Origin of the sequence: Microcoleus sp. bin48.metabat.b7b8b9.023 (assembly GCF_013299185.1) — a bacterium.
Lineage (GTDB): Bacteria > Cyanobacteriota > Cyanobacteriia > Cyanobacteriales > Microcoleaceae > Microcoleus.
On the sequence record NZ_JAAFKG010000051.1, the window covers coordinates 32,730 to 48,330 of the forward strand.

Annotated in this window: 14 protein-coding genes and 1 pseudogene; 9 read left to right on the plus strand and 6 right to left on the minus strand. The window is 45.9% G+C overall.

The genetic code is table 11. The annotated features are described in order from the left end of the window. The first annotated feature begins 13 nt into the window (after nucleotides 1–13). The 3 genes and pseudogenes from QZW82_RS24295 to QZW82_RS24305 all read left to right on the plus strand — a co-directional run. Nucleotides 14–1,771: an ABC transporter substrate-binding protein gene (locus QZW82_RS24295; protein WP_293154086.1), complete on the plus strand. Its 1,758-nt coding sequence runs from the start codon at nucleotides 14–16 to the stop codon at nucleotides 1,769–1,771. Nucleotides 1,772–2,065: 294 nt separating this feature from the next. Next, nucleotides 2,066–2,845, plus strand: a complete 780-nt coding sequence (gene larB, locus QZW82_RS24300; protein WP_293154088.1) for a nickel pincer cofactor biosynthesis protein LarB — start codon at nucleotides 2,066–2,068, stop codon at nucleotides 2,843–2,845. Nucleotides 2,846–3,233: 388 nt separating this feature from the next. Then, a pseudogene (locus QZW82_RS24305) lies at nucleotides 3,234–4,419 on the plus strand (transposase); the annotation flags it as partial. Nucleotides 4,420–4,458: 39 nt separating this feature from the next. Here the strand turns inward: QZW82_RS24305 and QZW82_RS24310 are convergent. Next, the gene (locus tag QZW82_RS24310) at nucleotides 4,459–5,085 is read right to left on the minus strand and encodes a hypothetical protein (protein WP_293154091.1); all 627 of its coding nucleotides are present in this window, start codon (nucleotides 5,083–5,085) and stop codon (nucleotides 4,459–4,461) included. Nucleotides 5,086–5,399: 314 nt separating this feature from the next. Between QZW82_RS24310 and QZW82_RS24315 the strand changes: the two genes are divergently transcribed. The 4 genes from QZW82_RS24315 (at nucleotide 5,400) to QZW82_RS24330 (ending at nucleotide 7,988) form a co-directional block, all read left to right on the plus strand. Next, nucleotides 5,400–5,612 (plus strand): chlorophyll a/b-binding protein, encoded by a 213-nt coding sequence (locus QZW82_RS24315; protein WP_293154096.1) that lies wholly within the window; start codon nucleotides 5,400–5,402, stop codon nucleotides 5,610–5,612. A gap of 139 nt (nucleotides 5,613–5,751) precedes the next feature. Beyond that, nucleotides 5,752–6,291, plus strand: a complete 540-nt coding sequence (gene psbP / locus QZW82_RS24320) for a photosystem II reaction center PsbP (protein ID WP_293154098.1) — start codon at nucleotides 5,752–5,754, stop codon at nucleotides 6,289–6,291. A 210-nt stretch (nucleotides 6,292–6,501) separates the two neighbouring features. Then, complete coding sequence (locus tag QZW82_RS24325) at nucleotides 6,502–7,152, plus strand: nucleoside triphosphate pyrophosphatase (RefSeq protein ID WP_293154100.1); 651 nt, start codon at nucleotides 6,502–6,504, stop codon at nucleotides 7,150–7,152. 203 nt (nucleotides 7,153–7,355) lie between these two features. After that, nucleotides 7,356–7,988: a hypothetical protein gene (locus tag QZW82_RS24330; protein ID WP_293154102.1), complete on the plus strand. Its 633-nt coding sequence runs from the start codon at nucleotides 7,356–7,358 to the stop codon at nucleotides 7,986–7,988. 223 nt (nucleotides 7,989–8,211) lie between these two features. On the opposite strand, the gene QZW82_RS24335 is transcribed toward QZW82_RS24330, so the two are convergent. The 4 genes from QZW82_RS24335 to QZW82_RS24350 form a co-directional block, all read right to left on the minus strand. Then, complete coding sequence (locus QZW82_RS24335) at nucleotides 8,212–8,547, minus strand: XisI protein (RefSeq protein ID WP_293154105.1); 336 nt, start codon at nucleotides 8,545–8,547, stop codon at nucleotides 8,212–8,214. Next, nucleotides 8,535–8,954, minus strand: a complete 420-nt coding sequence (locus tag QZW82_RS24340) for a XisH family protein (protein WP_293154140.1) — start codon at nucleotides 8,952–8,954, stop codon at nucleotides 8,535–8,537. The genes QZW82_RS24335 and QZW82_RS24340 overlap by 13 nt, the downstream gene beginning before the upstream one ends. A gap of 218 nt (nucleotides 8,955–9,172) precedes the next feature. Continuing rightward, nucleotides 9,173–10,090 (minus strand): calcium-binding protein, encoded by a 918-nt coding sequence (locus QZW82_RS24345; protein ID WP_293154107.1) that lies wholly within the window; start codon nucleotides 10,088–10,090, stop codon nucleotides 9,173–9,175. A gap of 106 nt (nucleotides 10,091–10,196) precedes the next feature. After that, nucleotides 10,197–11,108, minus strand: a complete 912-nt coding sequence (locus QZW82_RS24350) for a calcium-binding protein (RefSeq protein WP_293154110.1) — start codon at nucleotides 11,106–11,108, stop codon at nucleotides 10,197–10,199. Nucleotides 11,109–11,400: 292 nt separating this feature from the next. Between QZW82_RS24350 and eno the strand changes: the two genes are divergently transcribed. Then, nucleotides 11,401–12,690 carry a phosphopyruvate hydratase gene (gene eno / locus QZW82_RS24355; protein WP_366665090.1) on the plus strand — a complete coding sequence of 430 codons (1,290 nt, stop codon included), beginning with the start codon at nucleotides 11,401–11,403 and terminating at the stop codon, nucleotides 12,688–12,690. 231 nt (nucleotides 12,691–12,921) lie between these two features. Here eno and argC read toward each other — a convergent pair whose 3' ends face one another. Continuing rightward, complete coding sequence (gene argC, locus QZW82_RS24360; RefSeq protein WP_293154116.1) at nucleotides 12,922–13,980, minus strand: N-acetyl-gamma-glutamyl-phosphate reductase; 1,059 nt, start codon at nucleotides 13,978–13,980, stop codon at nucleotides 12,922–12,924. Between the two features lie 440 nt (nucleotides 13,981–14,420). On the opposite strand from argC, the gene QZW82_RS24365 reads away from it, so the two are divergent. Continuing rightward, on the plus strand, nucleotides 14,421–15,437 hold the full coding sequence (locus QZW82_RS24365) for a sulfate/molybdate ABC transporter ATP-binding protein (protein WP_293154119.1): 1,017 nt from the start codon (nucleotides 14,421–14,423) through the stop codon (nucleotides 15,435–15,437). Nucleotides 15,438–15,601 lie beyond the last annotated feature (164 nt).

The window sequence follows — 15,601 nt, forward strand, 5'->3', positions numbered from 1 at the left end:
GAAAAATTCTACGATGTTATATTCAAAACTACGATCGCTCTTGATTTTACTGGCGGTAATTGCCGCGATAACTCTGTCTGCGTGCACTCCAGCCCGATCGCAATTAGCAAACAGACTCGTCGTTCCCACCCCCAGCGGCCCCGCCACGTTTAACTATCCGCTAAATCAGTCTGCATACAGCGTGTTTGGCTATATGTACGAGGGATTGCTCAATGAAAACGGGGTGACATCGAAGCTAGAACCCGGTTTAGCTGAATCCTGGGAAGTTTCTAAAGATGGCAAAAAGATTGTCTTCACCCTGCGAGAAGGATTGAAATGGTCGGACGGCGAACCGATGACAACTGATGATATTATCTTCAGCTATGAAAAGATTTATTTCAATGAAAAAATTCCTAGCGGCTTGAAAGATACTCTGAGAGTTGGCATCAGCCGTCAATTGCCCAAACTCAAAAAAATTGACAGCCGCCGCATTGAATTTTCAGTGCCAGAACCTTTTGCTCCTTTTATTAGATTTGCTGGGGGAATACCAATTTTACCAGCTCATATCTTGCGGGAAGCTGCCACCCAGACAGAAGCTGACGGCAAGCCTAAATTCCTGTCTGCTTGGGGTACGGATACTGACCCTAAAAAAATTGTCGGTAACGGCCAATACCGAATGCTGAGCTATACTCCCAACCAGCGCGTTGTTTTGGAACGAAATCCATATTTTTGGCGCAAAGATACAGAGGGTAACAGTCAGCCTTACATCCAGCAAATAGTCTGGCAAATTATCGAAAATACTGACAATCAACTGCTGAATTTTCGATCGGGCGATTTGGATACTCTGGACGTGCAGCCGGAGGTGTTTCCGCTGCTGAAACGGGAGGAAAAACGCGGCAAATATACGATATTCAACGGCGGCCCGGACACTGGCAGCGTGTTTATGGGTTTCAATCTGAATAAGGGGCGTAACGCTCAAAATCAGCCGTTTGTAGACCCGGTTAAGTCTCGCTGGTTCGCGATTAAGGAGTTTCGGCAGGCGATCGCCTACGGCATCAACCGCGACAGCATGACTAACAATATCTATCGCGGACTTGGCGCGCCGCTGCATTCCCCAATTCCGGCACAAAGTCCGTTCTACTTGTCTCCAGAACAGGGATTGAAAACTTACAATTACGACCCGCAAAAATCGAAAGAGTTACTGTTAAGTGCAGGATTCAAGTATAATAGTAACGGCGAATTGTTGGATGCTGAGGGCAACAAAGTGCGGTTTACTTTGTTGATGGCCGCCGGCAAAAAAGTGCGGGAGCAAATGGGAACGCAAATTAAGCAAGATTTGGGTAAGCTGGGGATGGAAGTTGATACGCAGTTCCTGAGTTTTAATACTTATGTGGAAAAGCTGCGCCTGACTAAAAATTGGGATACTTACCTTGGCGGTTTTACTGGAGGTACTGAACCGCACAGCGGCTACAATATTTGGTCTGTCAAGGGGACTTTGCACAGTTTCAACCAGGGCCCGCAAGCCGGAGAACCGCCGATTAAGGGTTGGGAAGTCTACGACTGGGAGCAGAAAATTGATGACTTGTATGTGAAGGCGTCCCAGGAGCTGGATGAGGCGAAGCGCAAGGAACTGTATGGGGAGACTCAGCGGATTATAGCGGAACAAGTGCCTTTTATTTACATGGTGAATCCGCTGACTTTTGAGGCGGTGCGCGATCGCATTTCGGGAATTCGCTATAGTGCGATCGGCGGTGCTTTCTGGAATTTGTACGAACTGAAAATTACTGAATAGTCATTATTGGTTCGTAGTGAGGACTTTAGTCCTCAGAAAGAAGGACTAAAGTCCTCACTACGAACCCATCTTAAGTAATGAGGACTTTAGTCGTCAGAAAGAAGGACTGAAGTCCTTACTACGAACCCATCTTAAAGTAATGAGGACTTTAGTCGTCAGAAAGAAGGACTGAAGTCCTCACTACGAACCAATCTTAAGTAATGAGGACTTTAGTCCTCAGAAAGAAGGACTGAAGTCCTTACTACGAACCCATCTTAAGTGTTGTTGTTTGAACCCAGAAGATATCATTAGTTCATGGAACCTGAAATTTTACAGAAGTTACTCGAATCTGTTGCGGCCGGCGATGTTAGCCCGATCGCAGCTTTGGACAAATTAAAGCATTTTGACTTTGAACAAGTCGGCGATTTTGCCAAAATTGACCACCACCGCACCTTAAGAACCGGTTTTCCTGAAGTTATCTGGGGCCCGGGAAAAACACCAGACCAAATTGTTGAGATTATCGGGGCGATGCGGGGACGAAATCCTGCGGTGATGGCGACGCGAATTGAACCAGAGGTTTTTGAGAAATTGCAACAAAAAATACCCGACTTGTGCTACTACCAAAAAGCCAGAATTTGTGCAATTTCTGAGAAATCCCCAACTCCCCAGCGTCCGGGTACTGTGACTATTATCAGTGCCGGAACAGCGGATTTGCCTGTGGCGGAAGAGGCGGCTGTGACTGCGGAACTTTGCGGTTTTGGGGTGCGGCGTTTGTGGGATGTGGGGGTTGCCGGCATTCACCGCTTGCTTAGCAACCGGCACGTAATTGATGATGCTGATGTGTTGATTGCGGTTGCTGGTATGGAAGGTGCCTTGGCGAGTGTGGTTGCGGGTTTGGCGGATTGTCCGGTGATTGCTGTGCCGACAAGTGTAGGTTACGGCGCGAGTTTTGGGGGGATTGCTCCTCTTTTAACTATGCTCAATTCTTGTGCGGCTGGTGTGGGTGTGGTTAATATTGATAATGGGTTTGGGGCAGCGATTTTGGCTTGTCAAATTCTTAGAAGTGCCGATCGAGTGGCTAATATGTCTGAGTAGGAGAATGAGAGAATAGAGAGGGATAGAATCGCAGAATGGAGAATGCCAGAGAAGGGAATCCGGTTGACTTTTCAACATATCCAGGCTGGAAGTATCTGAATCGGGCGTTGCTTAATCATGGTATGAAAAAAATAAGTTTAAAATCCAAAACCTTTGTGGATACTGGTTTCTATGACAGACCTATTTAGCCTTTCATACCGTAAATCAGCAACGCCGAATCGCTATTCCACAGATTCAGAAAAAGAGCTTTCAAGAAAAGTTTCAAATTCTCTCCCCCTCTCCCCCTCTCTCCCCCTCTCCCTCTCCTTACCAAAAACTTGGGTTTAAAGCCCCGTTCTTTTAGGACGGCTTTGTGTTAGAATTGTAACGTAGTGGCTTCCCACGTAAAATGTTTGTCCTAGAATTCAAGGCTAAAGGAAAACCAAATCAGTACGCAGCAATAGACGAGGCAATCAAAACTACTCAGTTCGTTCGCAATAAGTGCGTCCGTTTCTGGATCGACAACCGAGGAGTGGGACAGAAAGAATTGTACCGTCACAGCACGGAACTCAGAGAAGAGTTTGCCTTTGTCAAAGATTTGAATTCTAGTGCTTGCCAAGCTTCTGTGGAAAGGGCTTATTCTGCGATTGCTCGGTTTTACGACAACTGCAAGAAAGCCGTTCCCGGAAAGAAAGGTTATCCGACTTTCAAGAAAAACAGTCGGTCTGTTGAGTACAAAGTCAGCGGTTGGAAACTTTCGGAAACTCGTAAACAAATCACGTTCACCGATAAAAAGGGAATTGGCAAGCTCAAACTAAAAGGGACGTGGGATCTAAACTTCTACCAGATCGATCGGATAAAACGGGTTAGATTAATACGTCGCGCTGACGGTTACTACGTTCAGTTTGCAATCAGTGCCGACAACAATGTGAATACAGCGCCAGCAGGTAAGACAGTTGGATTGGACGTGGGGCTCAAAGAGTTTTATACAGACTCTGACGGTCATACCGAACCGAATCCCAAGTTTTATCGAATCAGCGAGAAACGGTTGAAGTTTCGACAGCGCCGTGTTTCTCGCAAAAAGAAAGGCTCTGCCAACCGCAAGAAAGCAATTAATCGATTAGGGCGATCGCACCTCAAAATAAGCAGGCAACGTGAAGAACACGCCAAGAGACTGGCGCGTTGCGTAATCCAATCTAACGATTTGGTAGCCTACGAAGATTTGAGGATTAAGAACCTAGTAAAAAATCACTGTCTCGCTAAGTCGATTAATGATGCTGGTTGGTATCAATTCAGAAAGTGGTTGGAATATTTTGGTGTAAAGTTTGGTCGGGTAACGGTTGCCGTTAATCCTGCTTATACTTCACAGAAATGTTCTAATTGTGGCGCAATCGTCAAAAAATCCCTATCCGTAAGAACCCACGCTTGTGAATGTGGATTTGTTATGGACAGGGACTGGAATGCCGCGATTAATATTCTGAAATTAGCCTTGAGTACGGTAGGGCATACCGGAACTTGGGTCTTAGACCCGAACGCTTTGGGAAATTCGACCTCTACTGGAAGCTGGAGAAATCCTGTTTGAGCAAGTTGAGTCTATGAACAAAGAATCCCCGCTGCTGTCTTCACGGGGAGTGTCAATTACCAGCCAGCCAAATCGGATAACCAGAAGAATCCTCAGCTTTCAACTTTTGCGCCTGATAACTCTTGCTAGTCCAATTAGCTACTGTTTGCAGGCTTTCGGCCAAAAAACTTTCGCTGCCAAACGCTTCAAATCCCAAAGTCCACGACGCAGTGCCGTTAACATTTAACTGAGTAATTTCTACAATGCAGCCTTGGGGAATTGGGGCTTCGACAGGCACAGACATGAGCACGCCCGGGGCAGAAACTTGGTAAAGACGCTGGGCTCGCTTTTTTTTCACCTTTACCCACTTTCCAGTCGCCATCATATCCGCCGGTAGTGGCGCCATCGTGTCGGCACATATCCACTTCAGCCATTTCTCGACTTTGCCTTCCCAGCGGTTGCCGAAGTGCATCACCCCCAATTCTTCCTGCCGCCACTTTACTTGTAAATTTTTCCCGCGCAGTTTTACTCCCAAGTAGTCGCAACTAGGTATCAGCAAATATAAATCTTCTCGCTCTTCAGGCGGGGATAGATACCCGCCCAGACTCTCGCTTCCAAACCATTGCCCGATCGGTTTTGGCAGCGCACCGCTATAAAACCACCGCATTTCCAGACTGGCCCGCATAAATTTTTCCTCCATTCTTCCACTATTTTCGTCAAACCCAGACTGGGATTTGCCACACCATCGACTTTTGCACCTGTCAACTCTATCCTCCCCCCTCCGGGAGCATGAGTCTACTGCCTAGAGTCATACCATTTGAAATTTAAGATTTGAGATTTTAGGTTGGGAATTACTTATTCTATAGGGGTTTCGAGCTTGTCAGCCCGTTGGATTTTTGGGGAAAACTGGTATCTGAGTCGCGACTTTGAAAAAAAAACTCATAATCCTTTACATCTCTTCATAAGTCTGTTACATTAGTTTACATTACACCAAAAACAACTTAGGACACTGACATGGCTGACAGAGGCTTACTACTTGACAACGACGGTAAAATGAACAATTTTGCGATCGAGCCCAAAGTATACATTGACGATGAAGCCCGCACAGGCTTTACACCCTACGCAGAACGCTTGAACGGCCGCCTTGCCATGATTGGTTTTGTTTCTCTCTTGGCTTTAGAAGTTTCTACCAAGCACGGACTGATTAGCTGGCTAACTAACCTGTAATAACTTTGTTTAAAATTAAACTGTACGGCTATGGCTTGCCAGCAATACACAATTGGCGATCCATAGCTTAACTATTTTTGCAAGGTTTGATGAGACAATTTAAATTAAATATTTTAGTGTTACGGTACTTGTAAAAATAATGCTCAAACGAATTGCAGCAATACTTCTGGTGGTTTTCTCTCTCAGCTTGACCGGTTGTGTCTCTGTAGCTACCGGACTCAAAAGCTACGTTGATACTGGCGACGGCTATCAATTTCTTTATCCTAACGGCTGGTTGCCGATCGCAGTTTCTGACGGGCCCGATGTGGTGTTCCGCGATTTGATCCAGCAAACCGAGAATGTCAGCGTGGTCATCAGTCCAGTGGCTGGGAACAAAACTCTCGCAGATTTGGGCACGCCAACGGATGTCGGATACAAGCTTAGCAAAAGTGCCATCGCTCCTGTTGATTCCGGCCGCGAAGCTGAATTAGTCAATGCAGGAAGTCGCGAATCGCGATCGAAAAACTATTACATTTTAGAATACGCCGTCAAGCTTCCAAACCAACAACGGCACAACTTAGCCAGCGTAGCAGTCAGCCGCGGCAAACTATTTACCCTTAACGTTTCCACTACCGAAGAACGCTGGCCGAAAGTCAAAGAAGCTTTTGAGAAAGTTGTTAAATCTTTCTCTGTCTATTAGTTATTAGTTATTAGTTATTGGTTGTTGGTTGTTGGTTGTTGGTTGCTGGTTGTTGGTTGTTGGTTATTGGTTGTTGGTTGTTGGCTATTGGTTTGAGAACCAAGAACTAACAAGAAACATAGGACAAATGACAACTAACAACCAACCACAGCAAATAACTAATAACAAGTAACAAATAACTAATAACAAGTAACAAATAACTTATTAATTATGAAGATTCCAACTTTTGTATTAGCTTCAGCTTCCCCGGCGCGCCGCAGCCTGCTAAGCAATGCAGGCATTCAAGCTGTGATTTGCCCCAGCGACTTTGATGAAGGGCAAATAAAAATGAGGGATGCTACTAAATTAGTCCAGGTTTTAGCAGAGGGAAAAGCTGACGCTGTAGCTAGTTTTTTGCTGGCTAATTCTCACCCGCAAATCCCCAATCCCAAAGCGTGTTTAGTGTTGGGATGCGATTCAATTTTGGTCATTGATGGTGAAATTCACGGCAAACCCAAGGATGCCGACGAAGCAATCTCGCGCTGGCAAAAAATGCGCGGTAAAGTAGGCGAACTTTATACGGGTCATGCTTTAATTGATACGAGATTTGATAACTTTGATGAGGCAATGGATCGATCGCTCATTCGCTGTCAAGTTACAAAAGTTTATTTTGCGGAAGTTACCTCGCGTCAAGTTGCGGCTTACGTTGCTACGGGAGAACCTCTCGCCTGTGCTGGCTGTTTTGCACTCGAAGGCAAAGGCGGCTTTTTTGTGGAAAAAATCGAAGGCTGTCACACCAATGTGATTGGTTTGAGTTTGCCTTTGCTGCGGCAAATGCTCGGCGAAATGGGATATGATGTGGCAGATTTTTGGCAATCTTAACCGGAACTTACCCCCCTGCTGCGGTAGTTACGCACTCTAAAGCCTCTGCTGCACATAGGATAGAAGCATTTAGTGGTCAAAAATAAGTAGTGATGTATGGTGGGCGATCGCCCAAAATGTAGTAAAATATTGCTTCCTTTATGCTAGCGTTGGCTTTTAGGCTAATCTGATTCTGATAGCCTATTGAATCGGAGACACCAACGATGAAAAAGTTAATCCCCTTACTACTCGGTGCCGTATTACTGAGTAACACTGTTGCTTGTCAGAACTCAAGCGAGCCGATCGGCAAAACTTCTGCTCCGGCCAACCAAAGCAGCGCTACTTCCGGTAAGCTGAAAAATCAGGCAGCCGCCATCCCTGCTGGAACCAGTTTTGATACGATTCTCCAACAAGATTTATCCACGGGTAAAAACCGCAACAACGATCGTTTTACTCTGCGAGTCAAAGGAGGCAATAAAACCCTTAAAGATGCCGTGATTCAGGGACATCTCGAAGATGTTGTCAAAGCAGCTAAAGGCAAAAAAGCGAGTTTGCATCTAGTTTTTGATGACATTAAACTCGCAAATGGTGCAGCCGCTCCCCTTGATGTTACCTTAGTAAATACTCAGGTAGAAACCAAAACCAAAGGCAAGTTTGTTCAGAATGCTGGCATTATTTTAGCTGGAGCAGTGGCCGGTAAATTCCTTGGTGATAAAGCGAACTTCAAGCAGGGTGCTGTAGCTGGAGGTGGAGCAGCAGCGGCTTATGTCTTGTCTAGTCCTGGTGGTGAAGTTGTCCTGAAAAAAGGAACCAATGTTAAGCTGAAACTTAAAAAGCCTCTCGATACGAGTCCATAAAAACCCAGTTTCTGCCCACCCGCAATCGAAGAAACCGGGTTTTTTTGAGTTTCTGCGCTGTCACCAACAATTTTCGTAAAAACCCGGTTTCTGGGCACTCGCGAGGAATCTAAGAAACCGGGTTTTTTTGAGTTTCTGCGCTGTCACCAACAATTTTCGTAAAAACCCGGTTTCTGCCCCTCGCGAGCATCTAAGAAACCGGGTTTTCTCGCCGATTTACTCTCTATTCCACTGCATAACCCGTATATTTCCGCATCAAAGGCGGCTGAAATCCCCAAACTATATCCTCCTTGGGAACTCCTGCTATTACTAAATCCTCAGCAATATCATCTTCAGTCGCATTCCACTGAAGCCAAATTTTCCCGCGCTTAATATCAATGTGAATGCTACAGTGATGTACTCTCTTTTGGTCATCCCAACCCACCAGGAAGACTTGGTAGTGATCTCGTTCTGTATCAAAAATTGTCTCGACTTCAATATCTCCGTGAGCCGGCTTGCGCTTGCCATACTCCTGTAACATTTGCTGCACAATTTGTCGATATTTTATTAATTTCTCCATTTTACAATTGCCTCACTTGCTATATCATAGACTATTATTTTAAGCTCATTTTCTTCAACCCTTGCTTTCGGAAACTCCAGTTGAAAAAATTCTTCATAAGTTATTAACGGTACAGCTAAATACAAGGTGCGATCGCCTTCTTTTTGCTTCAGTGCTGCTCGATAATTTATGAACTGCCCCAAGGCTCTATGGAATTCCGAGATGGGTGACGACTTTGCCAAAAAACTTTTCACCTCAACAGCAATTTTATCGCCTTGCCGTTCTGCCGCAATCAGCTTTTCGGCACCCAGGTCGATCGACATATCTACACCACCCACACTAATTTGAAACGGATCGTGGGTGATGCGCCAGCCGTCCTTTTGTAAAGCTGTTTTGACAACTTCATGAAAAATATCTTTGGCAGACATAATAGATTGATAACTCACTTACTTATTCCTATTATATCTCCTTTGATAATCAAGTGGAAGTATTTTTGATTTTGACTTTGTGAGAATTTCTGGCCCCTGGCGAGTCATCTAAGAAACCGGGTTTTTTTGAGTTTCTACGTTCTCACCAACAATTTTCGTAAAAACCCGGTTTCTGGCCACCCGCGAGTCATCTAAGAAACCGGGTTTTTTCACAAATCCTATGCAAAGGTTCTCACATCGAGACCCACAAGATTAAACCGAAGTTGACTCGGCGAAACTTCTTTCACCAAACCCAAAATATTGCCAGTGTTCGCTTCCCGAATCACCGTCGCCTTCGTGTCTAAACTTCTAAACTCAAGAGTTTGAGGGGTTCCCGGACGAATCGGGCCATTACTATCGTACAGTCTGGCGTCACCAATTGTGATAAACTTTTCACTCAAAACAATATCATTTCGAGTCAGCCCTTCTGCCAGTCCAATTACATCTCCTTGGGCTGGATTGTAATCGAGAATAAAATCTGCTGGTACTTCGTCTAGAGGAGAGGGAAGAGTTCCGATAGGACGGGGTCGATCCGAACCAAATTCCCGCGATGTTGCTCCTGCTTCTTTGCGGAGGACAAACAAATCTGCGCCTTCTCCTCCCCAAAGTCGATCGACTCCAGCATCACCAACCAGAATATCGTCTCCACTGTCTCCGACTAAAGCATCATTCCCTTGACCCCCCCGAATAAAGTCATTCCCAGTGCCTCCATAAACTACATCAGCACCTTGATTGCCATTGATTGAGTCGTTGCCCTGTTCTCCGTAAAGAATGTCAGAATCTTGACCGCCCCAAAGAGTATCATTACCGAAACCTCCGATTAAAACATCCGAGCCAGCATTGCCATTGATTGCTTCTGCATCCTCGGAACCTCTGACAAAATCGTCGCCTGCTAATGCTAGTAATCCGCCGGGAGTATTCGATAAAAGTCCTTTGGCTAATTGGGCAACATCACCATTGGGAGTCAGGTAAAAAAAGTTGGGGTCGCTACCAGGATTGAACGGCGCAGTTACTAATCTGATGTTGGGGCGATCGGGAATAATTGGATCGAGGTTTTGAGTTGATGCTTGAAGTTGTCCGATATTTGTTTCTAACATCTGAGTTATTTTGTCCTTGATTATTGGAAAACTAGACAAATGGTTTGATCGTTCGGACTTTAGTCCTCTCTAAGGACTGAAGTCCGAACGATCAAACTTAGGATGATTACCCAAGGGCGATCGTACTATCAGACACAGAGGTAAACTGAAGTTGAGCCGGCGAAACATCCCTCACCAAACCCAAGATATTGCCGGTACTAGCTTCCCGAATCAGCGTCGCCTTAGTGTTCACGACTCTAAAATCAGCAGTGCGAGGGATTCCCGGAGGAAAAGGGCCGCTGCTGTCGTAATCTCTGGCATCACCAATTGTTAAAAACTTTTCGGTCAAAACAATATCATTTCGCGTCAGTCCTCCGGCCAATCCAATGACATCTCCTTGGGCAGGATTGTAATCGAGAATAAAATCGGCAGGCACTTCATCTACCGTAAAAGTGCCAGCAGGACGTGGTTGATCGGAACCAATTTCACGCGAAGTTGCTCCAGCTTCTCTGCGGAGGACAAACAAATCTGCGCCTTCTCCTCCCCAAAGTTTGTCAATGCCAGCATCACCGATTAGAGTATCGTTGCCGCTGTCTCCTACTAAATTGTCGGTGCCTTGACCGCCTCTAACAAAATCATTTCCTGTGCCTCCATAGGCGTAGTCATTGCCTTGATTGCCGCTGAGTAAATCGTTGCCACATTCTCCATACAGTATGTCAAAATCTTGACCGCCGCGAATAGTATCATTGCCACAACCTCCGATTAAAGTATCTGCGCCCCCATTCCCATTCATCAGTTCCGCACCACCGGAACCTCGGACAAAATCGTCGCCTGCTAAGGCTCGCAAACCTCCGGGAGTGTTGCGGAGAATTCCGTTTGCTAATTGAACTGTATCGTTGTTGGGAGTAAGGTCGAAAAAGTTGGGATCGCTGGGATTTGGCAAAGGCCCTGTGAGCAATTTGATGTTTGGTGGATCGGGAATAATTCGATCGGAGTCGATAGCTGAGGCTTTAACTGTTCCGAGATTTGTTTCTAACATTTAAGTTTTCCCTGATTGATTGATATGAACTTTCTAGACAGTCTTATTTTAATAAATGTTCCAATTAACAAATGTGCGTGAATCTGCGGTTAAACAAATTAAATGACTGTCAAAATTGCCACAAATATTCAACAAGCACAGCTTATTGACACTTGGATTTCGCCCAAATCCGCAAATATTTTGAACTCTGCGCCAATAATTCTCGGGATCGCGTACTCTATTACCCGTCAGCAGTCAGTGTGGGAGAACCGACAGACTGCCAAATGTCATCAAACCTTGAGCAAAGTCAGGAATCGTTAATATGCAAGACACTGCGATCGAATCTATCAAAGCCAGAGAAATCCTCGACTCCCGCGGCCGCCCTACCATCGAAGCTGAAGTGTATCTAGCCAATGGTGTTGTCGGACTCGCCCAAGTGCCCAGCGGCGCGTCTACAGGCTCTTTTGAAGCCCACGAACTCCGCGACGATGACAAAAGCCGCTACGGTGGTAAGGGAGTTTTGAAAGCGGTTGCTAACGTCGAACACAAAATTGCTCCCGCTTTGGCTAATCTGGATGCGATCGACCAACCATTAATCGATCGCACCATGATTGACTTGGACGGTTCCCCCAACAAGTCTAACCTCGGCGCTAATGCCATTCTCGGAGTCTCCCTAGCCACAGCAAAGGCGGCCGCCGAGACTTTACAAATACCCCTTTACCGCTACTTGGGTGGCGCTTTGGCTAACGTTTTACCCGTACCTTTGATGAACGTCATCAACGGCGGTTCCCACGCCGACAACAACGTAGACATTCAAGAGTTTATGATTGTACCGGTGGGAGCACCTTCTTTTAAGGAAGCTTTGCGCTGGGGTGCAGAAGTATTTGCTAGTCTCGCTAAAGTCTTAAAAGACAAAAATTTGCTGACTGGTGTTGGCGATGAAGGCGGTTTTGCTCCTAATTTGGGTTCCAATCAGGAAGCTTTGGATTTGTTGGTGATGGCAATTGAAAAAGCTGGTTACAAGCCTGGGGAACAAGTTGCTTTGGCTTTGGATGTTGCTGCTAGCGAATTTTACAAAGATGGGAAGTACACCTACGACGGTGTTGCTCATTCGCCTACCGAATTAATCGATTATTTGGAGGGTTTAGTCGGTCAATATCCGATCGTTTCCATTGAAGATGGTTTGCACGAAGACGATTGGGATAGTTGGGTGGCGCTGACTCAGAGAATGGGTAGCAAGGTTCAGTTGGTGGGTGACGATTTGTTTGTTACCAATCGCACGCGCTTGCAAAAAGGGATTGATTTGAAAGCTAGCAATTCGATTTTGATTAAGCTGAATCAAATTGGTTCTTTGACTGAGACTTTGGATACGATCGACCTCGGGAAGCGCAACAGCTATCGATCGGTAATCAGCCACCGTTCCGGTGAAACTGAAGATACTACAATTGCTGATTTAGCGGTAGCGACTCGCGCCGGTCAAATCAAGACTGGTTCTCTGTGCCGCAGCGAACGGGTTGCTAAGTATAACCGTTTATTGCGGATTGAGGACGAATTGGGCGATCGGGCAATTTATGCTGGGACGATCGGTTACGGGCCACAATAAAACTTGGTAGATCGTGGGCCAAGGTACGTAGTTGCGCTTCAGCGCTCTTTATAAGATTAGCAAAGAGCGCTGAAGCGCAACTACGTACCTAATTTCCTGCCTAACCCCCTTAATAAAGGGGGGGGACAAGAAGCATTCAAAGTCCCCCTTCTTAAGGGGGATTTAGGGGGATCGGGTCTCGACTACAAGCGACATTTATTCCAGTTAAATCTGGGTATTACCAATTAACAATTAAGGATAGAAAGCCAATTTCGGCAAACCCAAAGTTTCTTCCCAACCCATCATCAAGTTCATGCACTGGATGCCTTGACCGGCTTGACCTTTAATTAAATTGTCGATCGCCGACATCACAATTACCCGATCGGTACGCGGATCGACTTCCACGCCAATGTAACAAAGATTCGTGCCGCAAGCCCATTTAGATTGCGGATAAACGCCAGCAGGCAACACTTTTACCAAAGGAGAATTGCGGTAAAAAGCGGTGAAAATCGTAATTAAATCTTCCCGCACTAATCCCGGATCGCGCAAATTTGCGTAAACAGTTGCCAGAATTCCCCGCACCATCGGCATCAGGTGGGGAGTAAATTGGACTTTGATATCTTGTCCCGCTAAATCGCTGCAAACTTGCTCAATTTCTGGGGTGTGGCGGTGGCGCGCAACGCCGTAAGCCCCTATGGAATTGTCCGCTTCTGCCAACAACAGATTAACTTCGGCTTTGCGGCCCCCTCCCGAAGATCCTGATTTGGCGTCGATAATTGCTGTTTCTGGCACAATCAGACCTTGTTTGAGTAAAGGTGCCAGGGCTAATAAACTAGCCGTGACGTAACAGCCGGCACAGCCTACTAATTGAGCGTTTTTAATGCGATCGCGATACAATTCTGGCAAACCGTAAACAGCCGTTGCAGCGACTTCAGAGTCCGATCGCTCGCCGCCGTACCAAGCTTTATAAGTGTCCAGATTTTCAAATCTGTAGTCAGCCGACAAATCCAAGACTTTGCAGCCTTTTTCGATCAGCGTCGGTGCCATTTGGCAAGCCAAACCGTTCGGCAGCGACAGAAACACAACTTCACATTTTGCCGCTATTTTATCTAGGTCGATCGCCTCTACAGTCAAATCAATGCAGTTAGTCAGATGCGGATAAAGGCTGGAAAAAGGTTTTCCCGCACTGCTATCCCCGCCTAAATACACTACTTCTGCCGCTGGGTGATCCGCCAGCAGCCGCACCAGTTGTACGCCGCCATAACCTGAAGCGCCAACTATGCCTACAGGCACAGGTCTAACATCTCCCATTTTCCTTTATCCCCTCAGCCTTTGAAGTCAAAAACGCTTGAACTTTTGCTGCATTGTAGTACCAAACGCCAACTTTGGTGGCAAATAATTGTGTTGTTTTGTTATAGACGTGGATTTTTGTGAATTTTCCGGTGTTTGACACCGCCCAAAAACGAAGACAAAGCTTCTCAGGGCTGTGGTAGAGAGGCCAAAAGTTCAGACTCCTATTCAATGTTCCAAATTCACTGCGCTGCAAGTAAATCTCAAATCTAAAATCTCCAATCTAAAAACGGATGTGCGATCGCCAAAACCCTAAAATTAAGCAACGGATGTGCGATCGTGCTATAAAATCTTACATAAATCTATCCATAAACCGGGGATTAACTTTTTTCGCTCTTTCCTCGAACCTCAAAGCTCAACATCCGTTAAATCCATTACACTCATCCGTTGCCGAATTTCCTATGGGAATAGTTGTAGAAGACGTATCAAAACAGTTTGGCAGTTTCCAAGCACTCGATCGAGTCAGCTTGAAAATTGAATCAGGTTCCCTAGTTGCACTGCTGGGCCCGTCTGGTTCAGGTAAGTCTACGCTGCTGCGACTGATTGCAGGTTTAGAAATGCCCGACTCCGGCAAAATCTGGCTGACAGGTCAAGATGCCACCAATACTAGCGTCCAAGACCGCAAAATTGGATTTGTCTTTCAGCACTACGCGCTATTCAAGCACATGACAGTGCGAAAAAACATCGCTTTCGGCATGGAAATTCAGAAAACTCCACCAACGAAAGTCAAATCTCGCGTAGAAGAATTGTTAAATTTAGTTCAATTGGGAGGATTGGGCGACAGATACCCGTCGCAACTTTCAGGAGGCCAGCGTCAGCGGGTAGCCCTTGCCAGAGCCCTAGCTGTCGAACCAAAAGTATTGCTGCTAGACGAACCTTTTGGAGCTCTCGATGCCAAAGTCCGCAAAGACTTGCGCGCTTGGTTGCGAAGACTCCACGACGAAGTGCACGTTACCACAGTCTTTGTGACGCACGACCAAGAAGAAGCGATGGAAGTTGCCGATCGAATTACAGTAATGAATAAAGGTAAAATCGAACAAGTAGGCACGCCCGCAGAAATTTACGACCATCCAGCGAGTGCCTTCGTCATGAGTTTTATCGGGCCCGTGAATGTCTTGCCCAGCAGTTCGAGAATGTTTCAAGACAACGGCTTTGACTCGGCCAACCCAGAGATGTTCTTGCGCCCTCACGACGTAGTAATTGAAACTACCGAAAATAGTGCAACAGTGCCTGCAAGAATCAGTCGTTTGATTCATTTGGGATGGGAAATCCAGGTAGAATTAACCTTAGATGACGGTCAAGTGCTGAATGCTAATTTGACGAGAGAAAGATTCGATAACTTGCAGTTGCAGCCGCAGCAAAGAGTGTTCGTCAAGCCGAAAGATGCCAAGTCATTTCCACTTTATTATTCTATCTGATATCATATCCGCATCCATCAATTATAATTTGGTTTGTAGTGAGGACTTTAGTCCGCATCCATCTTGGTTTGTAGTGAGGACTTTAGTCCGCATCCATCTTGGTTTGTAGTGAGGACTTTAGTCCGCATCCATCTTGGTTTGTAGTGAGGACTTTAGTCCGCATC